20 protein-coding genes are annotated in these 22,678 nt (G+C 50.6%); 18 read left to right on the top strand and 2 right to left on the bottom strand.

Features of this window, described 5'->3' with window-relative positions:
* Positions 1 to 70: 70 nt before the first annotated feature.
* The 8 genes from PTZ19_RS23680 to PTZ19_RS25495 all read left to right on the top strand — a co-directional run bounded on the left by PTZ19_RS23680 (position 71) and on the right by PTZ19_RS25495 (position 8,362).
* Complete coding sequence (locus PTZ19_RS23680) at positions 71 to 550, top strand: ABC transporter permease (RefSeq protein ID WP_148456349.1); 480 nt, start codon at positions 71 to 73, stop codon at positions 548 to 550.
* 82 nt (positions 551 to 632) lie between these two features.
* A complete protein-coding gene (locus PTZ19_RS23675) occupies positions 633 to 1,022 on the top strand; it encodes a hypothetical protein (RefSeq protein ID WP_148456352.1) in 390 nt (129 codons plus the stop codon).
* A 10-nt stretch (positions 1,023 to 1,032) separates the two neighbouring features.
* Complete coding sequence (locus PTZ19_RS23670) at positions 1,033 to 1,581, top strand: hypothetical protein (RefSeq protein ID WP_276358091.1); 549 nt, start codon at positions 1,033 to 1,035, stop codon at positions 1,579 to 1,581.
* On the top strand, positions 1,568 to 2,551 hold the full coding sequence (locus PTZ19_RS23665) for a hypothetical protein (protein ID WP_276358089.1): 984 nt from the start codon (positions 1,568 to 1,570) through the stop codon (positions 2,549 to 2,551). Before PTZ19_RS23670 ends, PTZ19_RS23665 begins: the two co-directional genes overlap by 14 nt.
* Positions 2,552 to 2,665: 114 nt before the next feature.
* The gene (locus PTZ19_RS23660; protein ID WP_276358088.1) at positions 2,666 to 3,778 is read left to right on the top strand and encodes a copper amine oxidase N-terminal domain-containing protein; all 1,113 of its coding nucleotides are present in this window, start codon (positions 2,666 to 2,668) and stop codon (positions 3,776 to 3,778) included.
* On the top strand, positions 3,779 to 7,603 hold the full coding sequence (locus PTZ19_RS23655) for a DUF5704 domain-containing protein (protein ID WP_276358087.1): 3,825 nt from the start codon (positions 3,779 to 3,781) through the stop codon (positions 7,601 to 7,603).
* A gap of 34 nt (positions 7,604 to 7,637) precedes the next feature.
* On the top strand, positions 7,638 to 8,078 hold the full coding sequence (locus tag PTZ19_RS23650; protein ID WP_274364790.1) for a hypothetical protein: 441 nt from the start codon (positions 7,638 to 7,640) through the stop codon (positions 8,076 to 8,078).
* Positions 8,079 to 8,206: 128 nt separating this feature from the next.
* A complete protein-coding gene (locus tag PTZ19_RS25495; RefSeq protein WP_422615041.1) occupies positions 8,207 to 8,362 on the top strand; it encodes an HTH domain-containing protein in 156 nt (51 codons plus the stop codon).
* Here PTZ19_RS25495 and PTZ19_RS23645 read toward each other — a convergent pair.
* Complete coding sequence (locus PTZ19_RS23645; protein ID WP_274364791.1) at positions 8,349 to 8,933, bottom strand: hypothetical protein; 585 nt, start codon at positions 8,931 to 8,933, stop codon at positions 8,349 to 8,351. The two genes, PTZ19_RS25495 and PTZ19_RS23645, sit on opposite strands and share 14 nt — an antisense overlap.
* A gap of 199 nt (positions 8,934 to 9,132) precedes the next feature.
* Between PTZ19_RS23645 and PTZ19_RS23640 the strand changes: the two genes are divergently transcribed.
* From PTZ19_RS23640 to PTZ19_RS23630, 3 genes are all read left to right on the top strand, one after another.
* The gene (locus tag PTZ19_RS23640) at positions 9,133 to 9,573 is read left to right on the top strand and encodes a TnpV protein (protein ID WP_339329356.1); all 441 of its coding nucleotides are present in this window, start codon (positions 9,133 to 9,135) and stop codon (positions 9,571 to 9,573) included.
* Between the two features lie 68 nt (positions 9,574 to 9,641).
* Complete coding sequence (locus tag PTZ19_RS25330) at positions 9,642 to 15,653, top strand: helicase-related protein (RefSeq protein WP_339329355.1); 6,012 nt, start codon at positions 9,642 to 9,644, stop codon at positions 15,651 to 15,653.
* A 408-nt stretch (positions 15,654 to 16,061) separates the two neighbouring features.
* The gene (locus PTZ19_RS23630; RefSeq protein WP_276358085.1) at positions 16,062 to 16,340 is read left to right on the top strand and encodes a hypothetical protein; all 279 of its coding nucleotides are present in this window, start codon (positions 16,062 to 16,064) and stop codon (positions 16,338 to 16,340) included.
* A gap of 134 nt (positions 16,341 to 16,474) precedes the next feature.
* On the opposite strand, the gene PTZ19_RS23625 is transcribed toward PTZ19_RS23630, so the two are convergent.
* Positions 16,475 to 16,714 (bottom strand): helix-turn-helix domain-containing protein, encoded by a 240-nt coding sequence (locus tag PTZ19_RS23625; protein WP_276358083.1) that lies wholly within the window; start codon positions 16,712 to 16,714, stop codon positions 16,475 to 16,477.
* A 373-nt stretch (positions 16,715 to 17,087) separates the two neighbouring features.
* Here PTZ19_RS23625 and PTZ19_RS23620 point away from each other — a divergent pair, with 373 nt between their 5' ends.
* The 7 genes from PTZ19_RS23620 to PTZ19_RS23590 all read left to right on the top strand — a co-directional run bounded on the left by PTZ19_RS23620 (position 17,088) and on the right by PTZ19_RS23590 (position 22,668).
* Positions 17,088 to 17,447 carry a response regulator gene (locus tag PTZ19_RS23620; protein ID WP_276358082.1) on the top strand — a complete coding sequence of 120 codons (360 nt, stop codon included), beginning with the start codon at positions 17,088 to 17,090 and terminating at the stop codon, positions 17,445 to 17,447.
* Between the two features lie 29 nt (positions 17,448 to 17,476).
* Positions 17,477 to 19,333 (top strand): DUF342 domain-containing protein, encoded by a 1,857-nt coding sequence (locus tag PTZ19_RS23615; RefSeq protein ID WP_276358081.1) that lies wholly within the window; start codon positions 17,477 to 17,479, stop codon positions 19,331 to 19,333.
* Between the two features lie 8 nt (positions 19,334 to 19,341).
* On the top strand, positions 19,342 to 20,364 hold the full coding sequence (locus tag PTZ19_RS23610; RefSeq protein WP_276358080.1) for an HD-GYP domain-containing protein: 1,023 nt from the start codon (positions 19,342 to 19,344) through the stop codon (positions 20,362 to 20,364).
* A 268-nt stretch (positions 20,365 to 20,632) separates the two neighbouring features.
* Positions 20,633 to 20,917 carry a hypothetical protein gene (locus tag PTZ19_RS23605; RefSeq protein WP_276358079.1) on the top strand — a complete coding sequence of 95 codons (285 nt, stop codon included), beginning with the start codon at positions 20,633 to 20,635 and terminating at the stop codon, positions 20,915 to 20,917.
* A 49-nt stretch (positions 20,918 to 20,966) separates the two neighbouring features.
* Positions 20,967 to 21,917 carry a DUF3991 domain-containing protein gene (locus tag PTZ19_RS23600; protein WP_276358078.1) on the top strand — a complete coding sequence of 317 codons (951 nt, stop codon included), beginning with the start codon at positions 20,967 to 20,969 and terminating at the stop codon, positions 21,915 to 21,917.
* Between the two features lie 165 nt (positions 21,918 to 22,082).
* Positions 22,083 to 22,373 (top strand): type II toxin-antitoxin system Phd/YefM family antitoxin, encoded by a 291-nt coding sequence (locus PTZ19_RS23595; protein ID WP_079913945.1) that lies wholly within the window; start codon positions 22,083 to 22,085, stop codon positions 22,371 to 22,373.
* A complete protein-coding gene (locus PTZ19_RS23590; protein ID WP_276358077.1) occupies positions 22,351 to 22,668 on the top strand; it encodes a type II toxin-antitoxin system RelE/ParE family toxin in 318 nt (105 codons plus the stop codon). Before PTZ19_RS23595 ends, PTZ19_RS23590 begins: the two co-directional genes overlap by 23 nt.
* Positions 22,669 to 22,678: the final 10 nt, after the last annotated feature.

The following is a 22,678-nucleotide window of genomic DNA, read 5'->3' as shown; positions in this document are numbered from 1 at the left end:
TGTTGCGGCGCTTTCCAAACGGGAAGTGTCTTTTTTTATTCCAAATTTCATTTAAAGGAGAGATCGGTTCATGTCCAACGCGCAAAAAGCACTCGTGATGGCGGCAGGCATTTTTCTTGCCATCGCGCTCATTACCCTCGCGGTCGTGCTGTTTATTTCCGCGCAAGACTCCACCAAGGCGGCGCAAAGCAATTTCAGCAATATCCAGACGGAGCTGTCGCAAACGGCGTTTACGGTGTACGACAACACGACGTTGTCGGGCAGTCAGGTGGTCAACGCGCTGCGCAAGTTCAGTGATAAAGAAGAGTTCGGCATCCAGATTGTCACCGGGAAAAATCCGGCGGGTCAGTGGTATGGCAAGGTGATCAACACGGGTGTTCCGATCGACAGCGTGACCTACGGTTCAGTGGTTGGTGATGCGCCGGGGCAACTGAGCCATGCACTCGATGAAGCGAATATCAACTACGTCAATCCGAGCGGCAAATTTCGGGCGCAACTGGTGCACGATAGCAGCAACGTCATTCGCGGCATCGTGTTTCGGCAGCAGTAAGCGTCTTTACTGACATCACAACGCTGACGGGGCGTCCTTTCGGGTATAGACGGACGCCCCGGCGTTTTCAAGGAGGAAGCCGATGGAACATGCACCCAGAACGATGCTGGAAATGAGCGTGGCCTGTCTTCTCTTTCTGATGGCCGCAACGAGCGGACTCATGCTCTTTCAAACCGGGGCCGCGCTGAACGCCACCGCCTATGTGTCGGGAAAGACGCTGGATCGCAACATGCAGATGACGTTTTCGCCGATTGCCGGCGACGGCACCGTATCCGGCGCAGAGGTAGCGCAGTCCGTTGCCCGGCTGGAGACGGGAGACGCGGAAATTGTGGTGGACGGCGTTCGATACGCGCCGCCGCTCGATCGGGACCCGTTCGTCCCCGCCGGCATTCGCCTGAATGCCCGGTATACGGCAGTCGCCCAGCGGGATGCGTCCGGGCGGCTGCTGCGCCTCATTTTCGCTTTACGCTAAGGAGAATGCCATGAACAGTTTCTCGAAAGTTTTCGCGGCGCTCATTGCCGTTCTTTTGCTCTACCTCTACCCCATTTCCGCAGCCTTCGACCAGCAGGACGATATTTCGGAACTGGTCGTATTGAAAGCGACGACAACGTTTGTGGATGCAGTGCGGGACAAGGGCTTTGTGTCGCCGAGCATGTATACGGACTTTATGGAGGCGATTGCGGCAACGGGCAACACCTTCGATGTGCAAATGGAACACGGAAGCAAAAAGTACGTGCCGGTTTACGACGATCCGACAAGGCCGGACACGTTTCGGGACAGCTACGAAGTGCACTACGACATGTTTTACAACGCGCAGATCCTGCCTGTACTCTTCCCGAACAGCGCGGCCGCAAAAGACGATCCGGCGCGACGCTACAAGCTGCGGGTCGGCGACACGTTTGCGGTCACGGTCAAAAATACGAACCGGACTCCCGGCACGATCCTGTTCGATTTTCTGAACCAGGCCATCAGTCCGAATGAAAAAATCTTCATTCCTTACGGCGGGGTGGTGCGCAATGAGGCTGATTGAATGGGCCATTGTCGGGGCGCTTATTTTTCTGCCGTTTGCGACCGTGAATCGCATCGAGGTCGAAACGCAGCGGAAGGCGATATTGACCGAGCTGCGCTATAATGCCGCGCTGGATGCCGCGGTGGATGACGCAGCGCGGATGTTGACCGTCAATGCAAATCAGCAGCGGGAGACGCAATACGAATTGGCCAAGCGGGTGGCGCTGAACAAGGACGAGGCGATTGCCGCATTTTATCAAACGCTGTACACAAGCTTCGGCATTGCCGACGATCCCGTTGCGCAAGGCGTGCTGGGTCGGTATATCCCGGCTATTGCGGTGATTGGTTACGATGGCTTCTACGTCTATGCCGAGGAGGAGTGGACGGGAGCCGACGGGAAAACGGAGCGGAAACCGGTTTGGGGAGCGAAAAAGCCGTATGCTTACGCCGATTCATCGGGTAACAGCCTTTCGTTTACGCTGGATGATTTCGTCCTCGCTTACGATGCAGGCAGCCGGAGTTGGCACGAAGGCTTGCGCGCCGACGTCGGGCAGCAGACGAATATTGCGATATTAAAGGATGCGAAGCGATTTGAGCAGGTGCGCCGGAGCACCATCGTCCGCACAATTGAAGACGAACTCGCGTACCGGATCAATAAACACAACGAATCGGTTTCCCGATTTGGTCTCTCCTACACGTTTACATTGCCAACGATTTCACAGGAAGAATGGAACAATACCGTGGATGACGTCGGGGTGCTTGCTTTTATCCAGGGCGTTCCGATGGGAGGCAAGTTTTATAACAATTACGCCCTCGGCGGTAGCCGAATACTCAAGAAACCGGAGATTGTCGGAGCCAGGAAAGGAAGCATGAAGGTGTATTACCGCAGCACATGCGGCTTTACTTATCCGGTGGAAGAGACGTTTTCCAGCGAAAAAGCGGCCGCGCAAAAAGGCTATATGCCGCTGGACTGTCCTGTCTCGCCATCTTAACGAGACAGCGATGTTTCGGAAAGTGGACACGCCGTCAGATCGGCTCTATGATGAACCTGACAGTAGAAATCTTCCAAACTTGTCATGATCCCTATGAAGAGAGGAGTAAATGGCGTGAGAAAATGGATAATTGCAGGACTTGCCGCCGCGATGCTTTGCAGCTTGTTCACCGTAACAGCAAGCGCGGCGAGCAACCCTCCGTCCTTTGTCAGCGTCGTCATGGACGGACAAAAAATCTGGTTTCCCGATGCGCAAGCATTTGTCGATGAAAACGACCGGACGCTCGTGCCGGTTCGATTCATCGCGGAAAAGATGGGCGCGAACGTAGGCTGGGAACCCGAAACCATGACCGTACCGATTGAGCGGGACGACCTGCATATTGTGCTTACGATTGGCGATAGCAAGGCGCTCGTCAACGGCAAAGAGGTGGCTTTCGATTCGCAGGCGATCACCAGCGGCGGCCGGACGTTTGTCCCGCTGCGTTTTGTCAGCGAAGCGCTGGGGGCGGAAGTGAATTGGGATAGTCCGACATCGACCGTCTTTATTTCCACAGAAGAAGACGCCAATGCAAAGTACGATGAATGGGGTCGCCTGATTCGCACAACCCATTTGCCGAAGAACGCGAAAGATTACCCGTACATTCTCGCCGATGTGCCGAATGAAGCCTACGAGATGGCCTATCCCTACTCGCATCCTACGGACAGCAAAGTTTCATCGGTATTGTATTCAACCATACCGGAATTCAATAAGAAAAACGTGGATATATGGATGAGCCAACTGAAAACGTTTGGTGCACTTTGGCTGAACGTAGATTACAAAACGATTGACGACACGTGGGCGCAGGCGGTATTCGCCACGAAAATGCAAAGCTCCAATGCGGAATTGAAATACATCCAGCGGTATGTGGATTGGGTTAAAGAAAACAAGATTCAAATTGAAGGATACCTTGATCCCGAGCCTTCCATGATTTATAAAGACGGGTTTGGAAATAATTATGTACGTTCCAAGTTCAGAATCAAATTCAACTCATTCACGGAAAGTAAAAATTTGCTGTACGATGAGCGGTTCCCCAATGATCGCAAACTCGATAAGCAGGTTTGGTACGAAGGTTACGCGGATATTTCCCTTTCCACGAATGTTGGCGGCGATTGGGGCAGTACATTGAAAGTCGATCCGGGAGCCAGTTTATTCCGCAATTATTTCATCAGAAAGGCGGACTCGGAATAGATGAAGAAAAACAAATTCATAAAATCGGCGTTGAGCGTGCTTCTGGCATGCTCTTTTTTATTTTCGGGTTTTCCTTTCACAGCGAAAGCCGAAATCCCAAAAGTAAGAACCGAGGCAGGAAAAATCAGCTTTGAAATCACAAGTACGGCTGCAACGTCATCCATTAAATACAGAACTGTGGGTTGGACGGTGCGCCGTGACCAATTATGTACGAATTCGACGCCCAAGCAGTGCGGCGATCCGAGAAGCGGCCAACGCGCTTCTTTTTTGGACCAGCAAGTACGGCAAGTAGGACAGGAACCGAATCCGCCCATCCCCGGCCAGCCTGTCACGACCTATTACGAAGTCAGCGAGGCGCTCGTCACGGAAGGTATGTGGAAAGCGGGCATGGGCGACATCAAAGACAACGACGACTTATATTTGTATGCCATCATGGTGTCTATCGACGGAAACGGCAACGTACGCAAAGGGCCATTCTATACGTTGGATGAGATCAAGAGGGCCGAACCTTGGGCGCATCCGGACGATTTGGACGATTATTTCGGCATTCATGTACCCTATCGAAGCGCGGAATTTCCCGTCGATGTCATCGCAAAAACCGTTGACGGCACAGTCATTCAAAAACCGGAAGTTACATTTCTAAAGGGCAAATACAAAGTCGGGGAAACGATCGATCATGAATTTCCCGAAACGATTGAGGACAACGGAAAAACGTATACGATCGTTCGCTCCTATTTATCGCCCAAGCAGGACCCGACGCGGAAAGACTGGCTGCAAGAAAATCCCGAAACGAATCCGAAGGTGCGAACGCGAAGCTTTACGGTGCATCTGGGCGGAACGGACGCGGTTGCCGAATATGCGGAGAACAATCCGGTGAAAGCCATCTATCAAAAAGAAGACGGCACCAAACTCAAAGAAGTGGACAAAGGCGTTTTCGCTACCGGGGATGAGGCGAATCATACGTTCGAAGAGCAAGTCACATATGGCGGTCAAACGTATGAGATCATCCGATCTTATATTACAAATAATACCAAACCCGACGAGAAGCTGTTCATTCAGGAAAAAGGCGACCCCAACCTCAAAGAGCGCTCCATTCTGGTGGGATCGGGCGGCTCCAACTTTATCGGCATTTACAAAATTCCCTCCTCGGTAACGGTCACGTCCCGGATTGAAGCGCCGGAAACGGTCGACCAAAACGTGACCGAAGTGGACGGGGATTTTGTTTTTGAAGTCGAGTCGCTAAAGAATTTGAAGTCATACGAGATCACGGATATTCGAAATGCCAGGCTCGTTCAAACGGGCGACAAAACCGGAACCCTCTCCGGCACGTCAACGAGTAAAACGATTCCGATCAAAATCCCGTTCACGTCCGGAGACAAAGTGAGCGTGCAAATCACCGTCGTCGTGAAGGATGTGGACGGCAATACGGGGGATTCGACATCGGACCATTCGGTGCGTAAAGGCGACGGGGGCGGAGAACCTCAACCTGGCGATTCCCAGCAGGCCGAAGCGATGGAGCCGAACGTTTCTGCCGTCATTCAGGCGGATGCGCGCGGCTCAGAAAAATTTGATGTGCTGCAAGGCATTCCGACTTCAGAGAGCCTGTATGTGAACGCTTTGGCCAAATCGTACTTGTACCGAAACACGTTCACGGAAACGACCGGCACGAAGCAATACCCGATTCAGGTGAGTAAAACATATACCCTTACCTGGACGGAGACGCGATCCGGCCCGCCCGATGCGGACGGGAATCCGACGACCATTACCGTTCCGCGTTCAGATACACAGACGGTCACCAAAAACTATTTGATTGAACGCAAGTACAGCTTCTGGACGATTCAAAATCTCGAAGTGTACAGCATTCAAAAGGCGACGGTCTCCAATTATGCGCTTCCTTCGGGGACGGTTACACTGGAGCCGAATGGCTATACGCCGCCAACCGTTTCCGCCGCGCATGATGCGTCGCTCAGCGCGCATATTACCGATCCGGTTTATTCGAATGTGACGCTGCCCGGACAAACGATTTCCGGCGGTTCCAGCCGGCCTTCCGTACCGAACGAGGACTGGAAGTCAACTGCAGAAAGCGCCATCGGCAAGATTAAGGTGAAAAACGACTCGTTCGTTTTTAACGGAAATACGATTATGGACAATCGAATCGTTGAAGAAAAAGCACCGACGCCGGGGGCGATACCGGCCCCGTCGATGATCGGTCAGGATGTGCTGTACGGCAAAGGTTATCTCATTGACGCTTCCAAAACGAACAAAGCGAATCAGCCGAGTACCGGCACCATCTTTTATACGCTGGTCAAGGGCATTGGCGGCGGAGAAAACAAGAGCTTTCCGATCGGCGGCATCAATCCGGTGACCGTGCATACGCCGGTGGTGAACTACGCCTCGGTGTCGGACGATCAGGACCACAACCAGAAGACAACACCGACAGCGGGAAGATCCGCGCTTATTCTGGACCGGCCCTTTACCGTGACGATTCCGACAAGCGGCCCGCACAAGGACATCAAGGGCTACGGCAATCGGGATTATGCCAAGTATGTGAGGTACAAGCAGGTACGCTTTCCGTTCGATGTGTACAAAGCGGATCGCACGACGCTCGTCCCCAAGGACACGTGGGTATCCATCCCGGTCGGCCAGATGCAGACGACCTTCTATTTGCCCGTTTGGGTGGACGAGGGCCATTACGAAGTGTTATTCCGTACCTTCGCAGAAAACAGCCCGGCATCCTTCACATCCCAGATGAATGCTAATCTGGACTTGTCCAAACATGTGGCTACGCAGGTGGTTCCGGTGGAAGTGATCGGCCGCCTTTATGACTTCCGCATCACCGACATTGCCGATTTTGCATGGGAATCGGTGTTCCGCACCCAAAAGGGCAGCGCGACGCCGACAGGAAACGTCTATTGGGTCGGCACGAAAGGCATTGACGGCGCGGCGAGAGGAAATACTCCTCCCTACGTGCTGCCGGTACGGCAAGGCAGTCACTCGGAGAGCGGCAAGAAAAATGTTGTGGTCAAAACGGGTTACCATGTCAAATTCGAAGTCATGACGAAAGGCAACATGTTCGGCTCGGGCGACGGGATTAAAGTCACGCCAACCTTTTACTTCGTAGACAGCAAAGGCCGCAATCGGCAGGAAGTCGATCTTTACTATCATTCAGGCAGTCAGCGGTTTATTCGCATCGGTTCCAGCGACGATGTTGAGAAACGGTATGTGACGCTCGACGCTCGCCTGCGCAATGTGCCGAAGCAGGAGTTGACCGACACCGCAGCAACGCTTTGGTCGCTAAACGGTTCGCCCGGAGCGAAGCAGACGTTTATCGAACAATATGTAAAGGATGCGCAGAAGCCGACGTATGTGGGCGGCTACGATATCATGCTGCTGCCGCCTCAGCTTCGGACGTTCGTCGGAAGCATGCAGGTGCCCTCCGGCATCGATGCGGCCCGCGCCAACGCTTCGGTGCAGAAGTGGTTTGGCGAATACAGCTTGCCCGCCGCGCCGTACGTGGTGCCGAAAGGCTTCAATCTGGCCGAGTACGGCCGCACGCACCGGCTGGACGACCATGCGCCCGTATTTCTGAAGGATGGGTACATCATCGTCAATTTCAACATCGAAACGATCCGCAATCAAGACTTGAACCACCCGCATCTGCAATACAAAAACGCGCCGCTGGACAATCAGTGGCGAATGGAAGGGTTTCAGCGAAGCTTCGTCGATCCATACGGGGCAACGTTCTCCCTGCTGGACGGCGATGTCGTCTTTTATCATGCCAATTTGTCCAGCTACGACGATTATGGCACAGGGGGAACCCATTAGAGGACACTTGTATACCAGCCGGGAGGAAAAGAACATGCTGGAAAGACTGCAAACGGCCGTGTCGGAGGACGCGGCCTATTTTTATTCCGCTTCGATAAAGAAGGATACGGAACGGGGTTGCATCGGGCACCTGCGCGGTTATTTTGGCAGCAGCGGCGAGGCGTTCTGGTCTACCTGGTTCGATCATGCGCCAACGCTTAAAACGCCGGCTTTCCGGGCGGAACTGGATGCGGTTGTGCGGGCATTGACGGAGCAGGGACTTCTTCAAAGCCGCAGCCAGATGCACCGTTTTTGCCTGTCGCATCTGGAGGCCCGATTATCGGGGGCGTGGCATTCCGGCGTATACGGCTTTTGTTTTCAAACAGAGCGCCATCGGTACTACCTGCGTTGTTTCCCGCATGCGGGAGACTACAATTTCTATCTGTACTGCTACATCCGGCCGGATCGTTTGTCGGAACGGTCGCCGGAGCGTTAGCGTCTGCTGAGGAGGAAGCCTATGAACGATCTCACCAGGTATAAACTGCTGGCCGGAGCGAAGGTCCTTCCTGCAGCAAAGCTATTGTATAGCTACCTGATGGACCGCGCGGGCGGCATGGCTGCATCTTGTTGTCCGGCAAAAGGCTGGCTTCGGAGGTGGGTCTCTCTCCTTCCACTGTCCGCCGAAATCTGCATCGACTGCAACTTATTGGACTCATTCGGATTACGGCTCGTTATTCCGAGGAAGGCATTCGCCTGACCAATCAAATCACGTTTCGGTAAGGGAGGTGCTCTCATGACAGCCAAGTTGCAGCGCATCGTCGAACTGGCTGCCAGCACGGCTCGCACGGTGACGAATCACCCTGACCGCTGGACAGATTTTTTGCGGACGGCGGCCTGGAACTATAAATATCCGTTTCAGGATCAACTGTTGATCTACGCACAACGTCCTGACGCAACGGCCTGCGCGCCGATTGACGTCTGGAACAAGCGGCTGGATCGCTGGGTGAAACACGGCGCAAAAGGGATTGCCCTGATTGAAGACCGAGGCAACCACCTGGGTCTGCGCCATGTGTTTGACGTATCGGATACCCAAAGCAGACGCCAGCCGCAGGTGTCGCTTTGGCGGTTGCAGGACAGCGACACGGCTCATGTGATCGAAACGCTGGAAAATGCGTTCGGAGCGCCGGACGAGAGCGAACGGCGTGCGGATCTGCCTGCCGCGTTGCTCGCTGCTGCGCGGAATGCGGTGGATGATAACAGCGCCGATTATGTGGCGGAGTTGATGAAAGAGCGGGAGAACAGTTTGCTTGAGGACCTGGACGTTCCGCATGTGGAATTGTTGTTCAAACAAGCGTCTGAAAAAGCCGTCGCTTATATGGCCTTAACCCGCTGCGAGTTGAATCCCGAACTTTACATTAGCACCGAGGATTTGTCTTCCATTGGTTATTTCAATACGCTTCCAGCATTATCCCATTTAGGCGCAGCGATCAGCGATGTGTCCGAGATGATGCTGCGGGAAATTGAATCGACCGTCCGGGCGCTGCGCCGGGATGCACAACGTGCAAATGAGGGTCAGTCGCTTCATACCCTTGCAAGACCCGATTCCTTGCCGCAAAATGAAGCTACCCTGCAAGAAAGGAAGGATGAACATGGAACTGACGTACACGCCGCAAGGGGATTATCTGCTGCCCAACCTGACGCTGAGCGAAGCGGAGACGACCATCGGGAAGTACGGGATGATGCGCAAGACGTTTCTGAAAACCGAGCGGAAGGGCATGTACGCCCATCTGATGTTGTCGGAGCAGTTGAACCGGCATCTGGCGGACATCGACCGGACGGCGCGGGAGCAGATCGACCGGACGATGCAGGAGATGCTCGCTTCTTACCCGGCCCCGGACAAGGCGAGCGATCCGCTGGCCTGGACGGGACATATGAACAACCTGAAGCAGCAGGCGGAGGAACTGATTCTCGCGGAACTGATTTATCATTAAAATGGTACGACCGGGAAACGGAGGACCGAAGTCTTCCGTTTTTTCATGACCAGGCCATCATCAATGACATGCTTCGAGCCGCGCCGCTGCGGGAGAGCAAGTCGGACATCGCAGCATTTTTCCTTGCTAATGAGGACGAGCGCGAGCGCATGTTGTATGTGCGCGGTTTGTTTCCGACAGGCATCACCGAACTGACGCTTGATGAAGGCGTACGAGCAGGATTTGAACCGTATCGCAACGTTTTGCATCTGTGGACAGGTACGGCGGAGGAACGCACGGCGCAAAGCTTTTACGATTGGGGTGTCATCGCCGGGCATATCAACAGCATGATGCTGTTGAACGAATTTGACTTGTCGCGAAAGTCAGAACCATCCATCGAGCAACAGACGCTGTGGATGGAACAAGCGGAGGACGCAAAAGCCTCCGCTTTTTTCATGCCGCAAGCGGTTATTGACGCCATTTTGCAAAACGGCAGCGGTTTTGAGAACGGCAAGTTTCGGATTGCGCTGCATTTCCAGCAGTCGCTGTCCGCACAGGAGAACGCCGATTTCCTGAAACGGGAATACGGAACCGGCGGGCGTCTTCCCGCGCTGATCGGCACGGATATTCACATGAATTATGACAGCAAAGGCATCACGCTGACCCGCGGCTCCATCATGAACCCGGATACGCAGGTGGTGCTGCCGTGGATGAACGTGCAGAAACGTATCGGCGAACTGCTGGCAGCGGGTCGTTACTTGAACCGGCAGGAAGCCGAGCGATTGCCCGCTTTTGCAGAGGAACAGGAGGAAAAGCGGAGACAGCAGGCGGCGGAAATGGCCAGGAACGATGTGCCTCAGTCGGATGCATCGTCGGGGCTTTCCCCACGAGACGCACAGGTGGAACCGGAACAAACGCCGGTGAACCGGGAACGAGCGCGCTACGGTTTTGATACTGGCAGTATGGTCTGGATTGGTGCGGACGAATATGAAATTGTTGAACTGGCGCAGCGAACGGTGGTGCTGCAAGACCGGCAGTTCCCGCTCTTCATCAAAGAGGTAAATCGCCGGGATTTTGAGCGGATGCTGCGCGAAAACCCGCTGAACGATCATCTGATTACCGGAGAGCAGGAGCCGGAATGGATTGGCGAAACGGCATGGGAAACGGCGGAAGATGCGGTTTTACCGGAAGAGCCGGTGACGGAGGGGCCAGAAACCGTATCGCAGCCAGACACTTCCCTTTCCTCTGATGGTGCGGCCGGCCGCACCGCGCCAGCCCGTCCGTCTGTCCCGGCTGTCAACTACCGGATTACGGATGATGAGCTGGGGCATGGCGGCGCAAAAACGAAGTTCAAATGGAACATGGAAGCGATTCGGCTGCTGAACAAGCTGGAGCAGGAGCAGCGGCAAGCGACAGCGGAAGAGCAGGCGGTGCTGGCTCGCTATGTCGGATGGGGCGGCATTCCGCAGGCATTTGACGAAGCGAACACGCAATGGGCAGCCGAATATGCGGAACTGAAAAATGTGCTGGAGCCGGAGGAATATGCATCCGCTCGCGCGTCAACGCTGAATGCCCATTATACGTCTGCGTCCGTCATCAAGGCGATGTACGACTGTCTAGAATCGATGGGCTTTCGCAGCGGCAATATTTTGGAGCCGTCCTGCGGCATCGGCAATTTCTTCGGACTGGTGCCGGAGTCGTTCCAAGGCTCGCGGCTGTTTGGCGTGGAACTGGACAGCATTACCGGCCGTATTGCCCGGCAGCTATACCCGCAGGCGTCGATTGCGGTCAGCGGCTATGAACAGACGAATTTGCCGGACAGCTTCTTTGATCTCGCCATCGGGAACGTGCCGTTCGGCGGTTATGGCGTGGCGGATAAACGTTACGACAAACACAAGTTTCTCATCCATGATTACTTTTTCGCTAAGACACTGGACAAAGTGCGTCCGGGCGGCATCATCGCCTTTATTACGTCCAAAGGCACGATGGACAAGCAGAACCCGGCGGTTCGCAAATATATTGCGGAACGCGCCGAATTGCTCGGAGCGGTGCGTCTGCCGAGCAATGCGTTTCTGGCCAATGCCGGAACCGAAGTAACCGCCGACATTATCTTTTTGCAGAAACGGGATCGCATGGTCGCCGTCAGCGAGCAAACCGAAGCATGGCTATCCCTTTCCGAGACAGCGGACGGTGTTCCGGTGAATCGCTATTTCGCAGAACATCCCGATATGGTGCTCGGCACCATGGTTTTTGACGACCGGATGTACGGCAACCGGCAGGAAACGTCCTGCAAGCCATTCCCGGACGCCAATCTGGATGAGCTGCTGCGCGAAGCGTTGTCGGGCATCCATGCCGAATGGGTGGAGCTGGAACGGGAAGACCAGCCGGAGGAAGAAGACCCTTCTCTCCCTGCTGATCCGACTGTGCGCAATTTCAGCTTTGCGTTGGTGGATGGACAAATCTACTATCGGGAGAACAGCCGGATGCGGCGCGTGGACACTTCGGCTACGGCGTCAGGCCGCATCAAGGGAATGATTCTGCTGCGGGACACCGTGCGCGAGCTGATCGAGTATCAAACCGAAGACTACAGCGATGAGATGATAGAGCAGCAACAGCGCAAGCTGAATACGCAGTATGATCGGTTTACGGCGCAATACGGCCTGATCAACAGCCGCGCCAACAGCCTTGCTTTTTCGGACGACAGTTCTTACTTTCTTCTTTGCTCGCTGGAAATCATCGACGAGGAAGGGCGGTTGCTGCGCAAGGCGGATATGTTCACCAAACGCACCATCCGGCAGCGCATCCGCGTGGAACAGGTGGATACCGCTTCGGAGGCGCTGGCCGTTTCCATCGGCGCAAAAGCCCGTGTCGATCTGCCGTATATGGCGGAGCTAACCGGCTGGACGGAAGAACAATTGATAAAAGAGCTGCGCGGCGTCATCTTTCCCAATCCCGAAAATTTGGATGAGGAAGGGAAGCCGATCTACGAAACGGCGGATGCGTACTTGTCCGGCAATGTGCGGGAGAAGCTGCGGGTGGCCAGACAGTTTGCCGCATACGATGCCGAACGTTACGGCGAAAACGTCAAAGCGCTTGAAGCGGTGCAGCCGAAAGACCTGGACGCCGCCGAAATCGATGTCCGCTTGGGCGCAACCTGGCTCCCGCCGGAAGACATTCGGCAATTTCTGTTTGAACTGGTGGACACGCCGCCGATGTACCAGACCTACATCAATGTCATGTATTCCGAATATACGGCGGCCTGGAACGTCAAAGGCAAAAGCGATGACCGCAGCAACAATATCAAGGCGAACGTCACATACGGCACAAACCGCGTTAATGCGTACAAGATTTTGGAAGATACGCTCAATCTGCGGGACGTGCGCGTATTTGACACCGTGTATGAGGACGGAGTGGAAAAGCGTGTGCTGAACAAGCAGGAGACGGCCATCGCCCAGCAAAAGCAGGAGATGATAAAAGAAGCGTTTCGCGATTGGATATGGCGAGATCCGCAGCGGCGCGAACGGCTGACAAGGCTGTACAATGACCGGTTTAACGCCATCCGTCCCCGCGAATACGACGGCAGTCATATTCGTTTCACCGGGATGAACCCGGAAATTCGGCTGCGCCAGCATCAAGTCAACGCGGTTGCCCGCGCTTTGTACGGCGGCAACTCCCTTTTCGCCCACTGCGTCGGAGCGGGCAAAACATTCGCCATGACCGCCGCAGCGATGGAGAGTAAGCATCTAGGGTTGTGCAACAAAAGCATGCTGGTCGTTCCGAACCATCTGACTGAACAGTGGGCGGCGGAGTTTTTGCAGCTATATCCGTCAGCGAATATTCTGGTGGCGACCAAAAAGGACTTTGAAACGAAAAACCGCAAAACGTTTTGCGCGCGGATTGCCACCGGCGATTATGACGCGATCATCATCGGCCATTCGCAGTTCGAAAAAATACCGATTTCTATGGAACGTCAGCGGCAGCAACTGTATGAGCAGATTTCGGAAATTACAAACGGCATCCGGGAACTTAAGGAAGCCAGAGGCGAACGCTATGCGATCAAACAGCTTGAAAAAACAAAAAAGACGCTGCAAACCAAGCTGGAGAAGCTGAACGACACGAGCCGGAAGGATGATGTCGTGACCTTCGAGGAACTGGGCGTAGACCGACTCTTCGTGGACGAAGCCGATTCGTACAAAAACTTGTTTCTTTATACGAAAATGCGCAATGTGGCCGGACTGTCGCAAACCGAAGCGCAAAAGTCGTCGGACATGTTTGCCAAATGCCGCTATCTGGACGAACTGACCGGAGGCCGGGGCATTATTTTCGCGACCGGAACGCCGATCTCCAACTCGATTACCGAGATGTACATGATGCAGCGCTATTTGCAATACGAGCGACTCAAACGGCAAGGCTTGCAGCATTTCGATGCGTGGGCTTCGACGTTTGGGGAAACCGTCACCGCGATCGAGCTTGCGCCGGAAGGAACGGGCTATCGGGCGAAAACCCGGTTTGCCCGTTTTTACAATTTGCCGGAACTGATGAATATGTTCAAGGAAGTGGCCGACATCCAGACGGCGGACATGCTTCAGCTTCCCGTGCCGAAAGCTCATTTCCACAATGTTGCTGTGCCGCCAAGCGACTTTCAGCGCGATATGGTTGCGGATCTTGCCCGCCGCGCCGAACGGGTGCGGGCGAAGGAAGTGGAGCCGCACGAAGACAATATGCTGACGATCACCAACGACGGACGCAAATTCGCGCTCGATCAAAGGCTGGCGAATCAGATGCTTCCCGACGACGAAGGCAGCAAAGTGAGCGTTTGTGCGGACAACGTTTACCGGTATTGGGCGGAACATCAGGAGCAGCGTTTGACCCAGTTGGTGTTCTGCGATCTATCCATCCCCAAACAGGATGGCTCCTTCAACGTCTACGACGAGCTGCGGCGCAAGCTGATGGAAAAAGGTGTTCCTGCTGAGGAAATCGCCTACATTCACGACGCCAATACCGAAGTCAAGAAAAAGGAACTGTTCGCCAAAGTACGCAGCGGACAGGTTCGGATATTGCTCGGATCGACGTTCAAGATGGGGGCGGGCACGAACGTGCAAACGAAGCTGATTGCCCTTCACGACCTTGATTGTCCGTGGCGTCCGCGCGATCTGGAGCAGCGCAGCGGGCGCATTGTCCGGCAAGGCAACCAGAACAGCGAGGTGCATATTTTTCGCTATGTGACGGAGAACACGTTCGACGCGTACCTTTATCAGACGCTGGAGAACAAACAACGCTTCATTTCCCAGATCATGACCAGCAAATCGCCGGTTCGTTCGGCTGAAGATATTGACGAGACGGCGCTCTCTTATGCCGAGGTTAAGGCGCTGGCGACCGGAAACCCGTACATTAAGGAGAAAATGGACCTGGACATTCAGGTATCCAAATTGAAGCTGCTCAAAGCCAATCACTTGAGCCAGCGGTATGCGTTGGAGGACCGGCTGCTCAAAATGTTGCCGCAGCAAATCAAGTCTACAGAGGAACGAATTGCCGGCTATGAGCAGGATGCAGCTTTGTATACACGATCTTTGGCATCCGAGGCGGATGGGACAGATAAATTTCCCGGCATGACGATCAAAGACTACACCTACTCGGAGAGGGCGGCAGCGGGAGCGGCTTTGCTGGACGCTTGCAATGGAATGACATCGCCCGATCCGCAGGAATTCGGCAGCTACCGGGGATTTTCCATGTGGCTGTCCTTTGACAGCTTCCATAAGGAGTACAATGTCACGCTTCGCGGCGCGCTCGGTCATACGGTGACGCTCGGAGCGGATGCAGGCGGTAACATAAGCCGCATTAACAATGCCTTGTCCGACTTGCCTGCGAAGCTGGAGCATGCCCGCGAGCAGCTTGCCACCTTGCGTCTGCAAATGGAAACGGCGAAGGAACAAATCGCGGCTCCATTCGAGAAGGAGCAGGAGCTGCAAACGAAATCGGCGCGGCTTGCGGAACTGAATGCCCTGCTGAATATGGACAAACGGGAGAACGAAGCCGTGAACAGCGTGCCGGACGAAGAACCGGAAGCGCCGGAACGGCGGATGGTGGGCCGTGAGCGATAACGGGTTGATACCATCGTTCCTCTTCTTGCTTCCTGTTATAGTAGAAGCAGGAAGGGGACGTACTTGGAATCGACGTATTTATCACGAATGGAGGTCGTATTCGACCAGATTGAAAGCGCTAGCGAGGAGATATACGTGCGATTTTTCCAGCAGTAAAATTATCTCCGAAATATTCCGATGATGGCGAGTTGGGGGTTGCACCATCAACCGATGATCTCAACAATACTACTCTCTCTAAAGCTCCATTGGTGAGGATGCCGTATGAAATTTGGATCAAGGAACTGTTGGAGATGGAGAGTTAAGAATCTGGAAAGTAAACTGTAAACATAGAAGAGTTCCAATAATTACTTGAGATACCCCTCCTGTCGCTGTAACATCTGTACATTCTGAATGAAAGGAGGGTTAAATATGCATGATATAGGTCCAGAATGGTTAAGACCAGCTTTTGATCAACGCTTTATTGAAGTTGCTAAGGAAGCTGGAAGTCAAATGGAGGTTGAACAATTCCGATTTAGGCAGAACGAAATAGTAAAGCTGCTTAAGGATGAATTATCACAAGCCCATTTGGATCTTCTTCTCGAGTGGGAAGACATTTTTAACCATCGGTGTACACTTGAAAAAGAGTGGGTATATTTTGCTGGTATAAGGGATGGAATGCAATTGTTGCGGAGATTCAGTAACTTCTAAGTCGATCTACCGGTATAAGTAAGAAAATCGCATTGCCGGGGTATCAATTCCCTACAATGCGATTTTTTTACTAAGGAACACAGGGGGCAGAGTTTCGATCTTCTTGTTGTACTCAAATGCGTTTTTTATTGCTGTTATGATTCATTCTTATTTTCGCATTCAAGCTCGACATGTTGAATTATCACGGAAGCTTTGATGTTTAAAGCTTTTGACAAGGCAAATAAAGTGGAAATGGTCGGCTGATGAATACCTCTTTCCAACATTGAGATGTAAGTTCGATCAAGATTACTTCTAAAGGCAAGTTCCTCTTGGCTCAACTTATTATTAATCCTCAACGTTTTTAGAATTTTAGCAAACGATAGTTCAATTGTCATAGTTGCCCCCCTTTAAAGCTTTATCTTTAGTTAGTATGGGGGGAATTACTACGGAGTATACTCTACAAAATGGGTTTATTTAGATGAATATCTGTAGTAATATTGAACCATACAAATATTACGTCGATTCTTGTCGTTTTTGTGTTAGGTGATGTTAAAACTATACTTGGATTTTGACAAATTTTTGAGCTGTTTTCGTTTTGTACATATAAGAGCTAACTTTAGAGTTCTCATAAACGAAACGGAAACCCTATTGAAAAGAAGGGGGTGAAATTTTGGGACTAGGGAAGACAATTCTACGGTAGTAAAGTTACCGAAGGTAAGTTGAGCCTCTAAAACATTACTTTCTTGATTTTCTATTGGAGGGATGCCTATGGCGAGAATTATGATCGCAGACGATAATCCTTCTGTTCGATTATTGATTTCAGCCCTAGTTACGGATGCAGGTCATGAAGTCGTTTTACAAGCGAAGAACGGTCAAGAGGCATTAAGCGCTTATTTCAATGCAAAACCCGATTTGTTGATAGTCGATTATCGAATGCCAGTCATGGATGGCATTTCACTTATAGAACAAATCACAAAAGTTGATCCTGAAGTCAAAGTCTTGCTGTGCACTGCTTCCACTGATGCGTTAGGAAATGATTCTAGATTGATTAAAGACATTGCAGTTATTTCAAAACCATTCGACAACAATGAATTTTTAGGATTAGTTGCAGTTGCGCTAGAAAATTAGTTCTCACTGCTGTCGATGAGGTGATTCGTATGTCAGACTTTATCAGTGAGCAAGAAGTATTGAAGCTAATGAAGAAACTCGACCAAGATTCCCAAGAGTCGGAAAGTGAACGGATGGGGTCATCTTCAGTAAGGGGGATTAACAATGGTCAAGTAGTGGATGGATATATCAGAGTTGAACACGGTAAAATCATCGTCGTAAATCCCTTAAATGGGGGTAAGATTCCGACTATCGAGGCCCATTCACCTGTGATCCTATTTGTGGATGGTCAAGAGATCCACAAAAGGATTAAAGTATCATCAGAAAGCGTCATTGAGTGGAAGATTGAAGAAAAGCCATTATTCGAGATTGAAGTTTCGGATGATAAGTTAACAGCGTATTTGATTGTTCATCGTCCACAGAGGTATGCGTGGGTGTTATCTGATAATACCTCAACTTTAGATTTGACCCTTACTGCCAAAGAAGATTCAGCGATTATTTTGGAAACACTAAACTTGCAGGATATTCTCGCGGTTGTTGAAAACATGAATATCAAAATGAATCTTGATGTTGCAGTTATTCAAACCGAGATTATTCAACCTACATATAGACCAGTGACCATCGCCAGAGGAAAAGCTCCGGTGCAGGGTCAAGATGCTCGTTTAGATATTTTCTTTTCAGAAAATATCGAGAACATATTTACAGAGGTAAGAGGTTTTGTGGATTTTAAGAATCATTTGAACATTCCTTCTGTCAAAAGCGGAGATGTAATAGCAAAGAAGACACCCCCCGTAGACGGTCAGGCGGGGTATGATGTCTTTGGAAATATATTACTTCCTGAACCGGTTCACGATATTCGCATTGCTGGGAAAGAAAGTGTTGAAATAACACCAGATGATATCGTGATTGCTCGGAAAGAAGGAAGACCGCGAATAACTGGTAACAAGATAAAGTATTTCGATATTAACACCGCCTTCATTGTACCAGGGAATGTTGATTTGCAAACAGGTAATATCGTTTTTGCTGGAGACGTTATTGTGTATGGCGATGTCATGGACAACATGATTATTGAGTCGCTGGGGAACATTTATATATCTGGAAGTGTCTTCAACTCAACCTTAACGGCCACAGGAAGTATTGCAGTGAAGGGTAATGTAATTAGAAGCAATCTGTATTCGGGGTATTTCGGCATGCTTTTCAACAGACTTTATAACGGTTCCAAACAGTTGTTGGATTTCCTCGAAAAAATGGCGGAAAGTGTAAAGCTGTTAATGAATGAAATTAGTAAAAAGAAACTACAAGTTAAGTATGGACAAGTATTATTGTTAGTAATTGAGAGCAAATATCAGCAGGTTTGGGAAGTTGTGAAGGAACTGCTTGGCGTTATTTCCAGCCTTCAGACTTATAATAAGGACGCTATGCAGCAATTGAAAGATTATTTGGAATTATTCTTGTTGCCGACTAAGATTGTTGAAGTGATGTCAGCTCCAAGAATGGAAGATTTCATTCGAGTATTGAAAGAAGCTTACATGAGAGTTGCGTTAAGCCAAGAATCACAAGTTCAGATAAATATTAACCAAGCTCAAAACTCTACATTAAAGTCAAATGGGGATATTTTGATTCGAAGAGAAGGTGTTATTCAATGTGATCTATATTCCGCGGGCAATATCATCTTCTTCCTAGATAATTCAGTTTGCAGAGGCTCTAATCTTGAAGCTGGTGACACCATTTCTGCGATGTATGTAGGTGGAATCACTGGAGTTGGAACAATCTTAAAAGCAACAAAAAAGGTTATTGTAAAGAAAATGTTTGAAGGTAGAGTAACTGTTGATCGGTATAGTACAGATATCTTTGAGCCAGTAGAAGAAATGACTTTTGATTGTACTAGTATCATACGACTGGCTTAGGAAAGTGGGTGATTCCTATAGACAATACATCTTTTATTGGAAGAAAATTAAATACCAATATTTATTCTAGGCAAGGCAGCTTGCTTTTACCTAAGAACAGTGTATTAAGTTACCATAATCTTGACCTCTTGAATCAACATGGTATTAATTTGTTGGACGAGGATACCCAACTTGTTACCGAATTTATAATAGATGAAACAATCTCCGAGGTTCAATTAATATACGAAAAGATAAATCATAGCACCGAGAAGCCTTCAAATCAAATGATTCGTCAAAAGGTAATGCCAAAGATCCAGGAATTGTGTTCCAATTATAATTTTTCAAATGTAATTTTGGTTTTAAGAAAGAAAGATAATTATACGTATCGACATTGTATTGGCGTTTCGGTGCTATCCTATTTTATTGGAAAATGGTTAGGTCTGAAAGAGAAGGAGTTAAATGACCTTGCTGTTGCGGGATTGTTACATGATGTAGGTAAGACAAAAATATCTGACTCGATTTTACTAAAGGCAGGTAAATTAAGTTCGGATGAGTATGCTGAAATGCAGCTTCATACGGTGTACGGGTATGAGATGATTCTTAGACTCCCAAACATGACGGATCAACAAGCTCTGGTTGCCCTACAACACCATGAACGAGAAGATGGTAGCGGCTATCCTTATAGGAAGCCTAGTGAAGAAATAGAATATTTTAGTAAGATTGTGGCTGTTGCCGATGTGTTTCATACGATGGTTTCAGAGCGGGTATATAAGAAAGCAATCCCATTATTCCAAGTATTACAGGAGATTTATCAAAGAGCATTCGGATTGTTTAACCCTGTGATCGTACAATGCTTCATTACTAACTTGATGAACAGAATGATTGGAGATTCAGTTCTTTTGTCAGACGGTAAAGTGGCTCGAATTGTGATGCTCCATCCAGATGACCTGATCAATCCGTTGGTTGAATCGCAAGGGAAATATTATGATTTAAGGCTGTCTAAAAGTAAAATTATGGACTTTGCCAGTTATACTACAGGCGGAGGGATGTGAAATGGACACTTTTCAGGATGAATAATTTGCATTGACCTGACAACAAAGCTTGTTACTGGCCAAAAAGAAATGGTACGAAAATATATATTGCAGCATGATCGGTAAGAAAGCTTGTTGTGCTTCATCGCGCGGCAGGTTTTTTTGTAGTTTGGGGAATTATGACTTCGATGCGTAGCATTTACAGGTCGAATATAGGTCACTTGTTAAAATCACATGACGAAATGGACTCCGATTTTGGGGTCCTTTTCTCATTTCCGGAGGAATGAACATGTTGTATGCCATCCCAAGCGGCGGATGCTTTTGTCCGATTCTACCGCCTTTTTGTTACGGAACCGGCTTGATCGAGGAGGGAGAAGCCGTGCCAACATTGGAGTTGATATCCAAAGAAAAGAACGGATTTGGCGACACGTATTTTTACATCCGCGACTCAAACGGGGTGACCAGTCAAGTTTATGAAGGCGATTTAGACGCATTCATGAAAAAGAAAGGCGTTACGAAGTTGAAGGAAGGCAGAGCTTATACGTACCCCAAAAAGAGGGGTAAGGCACGATGAGCAATATACCCATCGGACGCTGCTTGGATTTCCAAAAGGAGCTGCGGCAATGAGCTATGTTAACAAGGAACAGATCGAACGTGCAAAAAGACTGGATCTGCTCACGTATTTGCATATGTGCGAGCCTGCAGAACTGGTACGTTGCTCTCGGAATGTCTACACCACCCGGACACACGACAGTTTGAAAATTTCCAACGGCAAATGGTACTGGTGGTCAAGGGGGATCGGCGGACGTTCGGCGCTGGACTACTTGATCAAGGTGCGCGGCATGTCTTTTCCCGATGCGGTGCTTCGGATTGAAGGCGTTCATCCCGGCAATATTCTTATGGTTTCGCAATCATGCCGACAACGCACATCTACGGCGCGGCTGGAGCTTCCAGAACCGTATGAAAACTCTCATCGCGTCATGGCTTATTTGAGCAAACGCGGTATCCATCGCACGTTGATCGACTACTGTCTCAAAACGGGACGTTTGTATGAAAGCCGACGCTATCACAACGCGGTATTCGTCGGATTTGACCAGGAAGGGACGCCGCGCTATGCGGCGATACGCGGTACGACAAGCACCCGTTATATGGGGGAAGCCGCTGGCAGCGACAAGCGGTATTCGTTTTCCATTCCGGCCTCGGAAAACTGTACGGAACTGCATCTGTTTGAGAGCGCCATTGATCTCTTATCCTACTGCGCGTTGGAACATCTCGCCGGCCGGGATTGGCGGCAGGCGCATAAGCTGTCGCTGGCCGGAATATACAGGCCTAGGACAAATGGGGAGGACTCTACTCCCCCGTCTGCCCTAACGCATTACTTGCAGTGCTTTCCCCAGGTGAATCGACTTGTCCTGCACCTGGACAATGATGAGCCGGGGCGATTGGCGGCAGCCACGATACAGAAGCTCCTCTCCCCCGCCCTTCTCATATCCGATGAGCCGCCCAAGTTCGGAAAGGATGTAAACAACGAATTGATGGAATTCCGGCGAAGACGCGGTGAACCATCCCGATAGCGGTAGACGCTGAACGGTCGACGTCTTTTCTTTCTGGGCTACGGAAAATTTTCACAGCATGTGGATAAGATGTGAATAGATTGGGGATAAGCGCAACCGCATTGATTGTATAGCATGTAATAGGTATAATAAAATTAATATACAGCTATGCAAGGAGTGACCAAGATGATTATCAAGCCTTCCGCCAGTATCCGTCAAAACTATAATGAAATCGCCGATCTATGCAAATCTTCCGGGGAACCGGTGTATCTGACCAAGAACGGTGAAGGCGATCTCGTCGTGATGGACATTGAGACGTACTCGCGTCGCGAGAAGATGTTAAAGCTGCGCGAAGAACTGCTCGCTGTGCAAGAGGATCGTTTGGCGGGCCGTGTTGGTGTGACGCCAGATGAACTGGACGATTACTTGGAGGGCATTATCGACGAGGTTCAGCATGGAAAAGATGCCCCGTTATAAGATCGTCGTTTCCGATCGCGCCCGCCAAATGCTGGCGGTTCATGTGCGATTTCTTGCGGAGAAAAGTCCGGATGCGGCGCGGAAAACGAAAAACGAATTGCTGCATGCGATACGTTCCTTGGCGCAAATGCCGGAACGTTATCCTTTTCTCGAAGCGGAATTTATCCCGTCAAACAAGTATCACAAGATGTTCGTAGATAAATGGTATCTGGTGTTGTATCAGATTCAGGATGAAGTTGTGTATGTCGATTTCATAGTAGACTGCCGCCAGGATTACCGCTGGTTGGTGCGATAACAAAAAAGTA

This window comes from Cohnella caldifontis (assembly GCF_029360585.1).
Classification (GTDB): Bacteria; Bacillota; Bacilli; order Paenibacillales; family Paenibacillaceae; genus Cohnella; species Cohnella caldifontis.
Note: the sequence above shows the minus strand (reverse complement) of the source record. Positions and strands in the feature narration are given on the sequence as shown.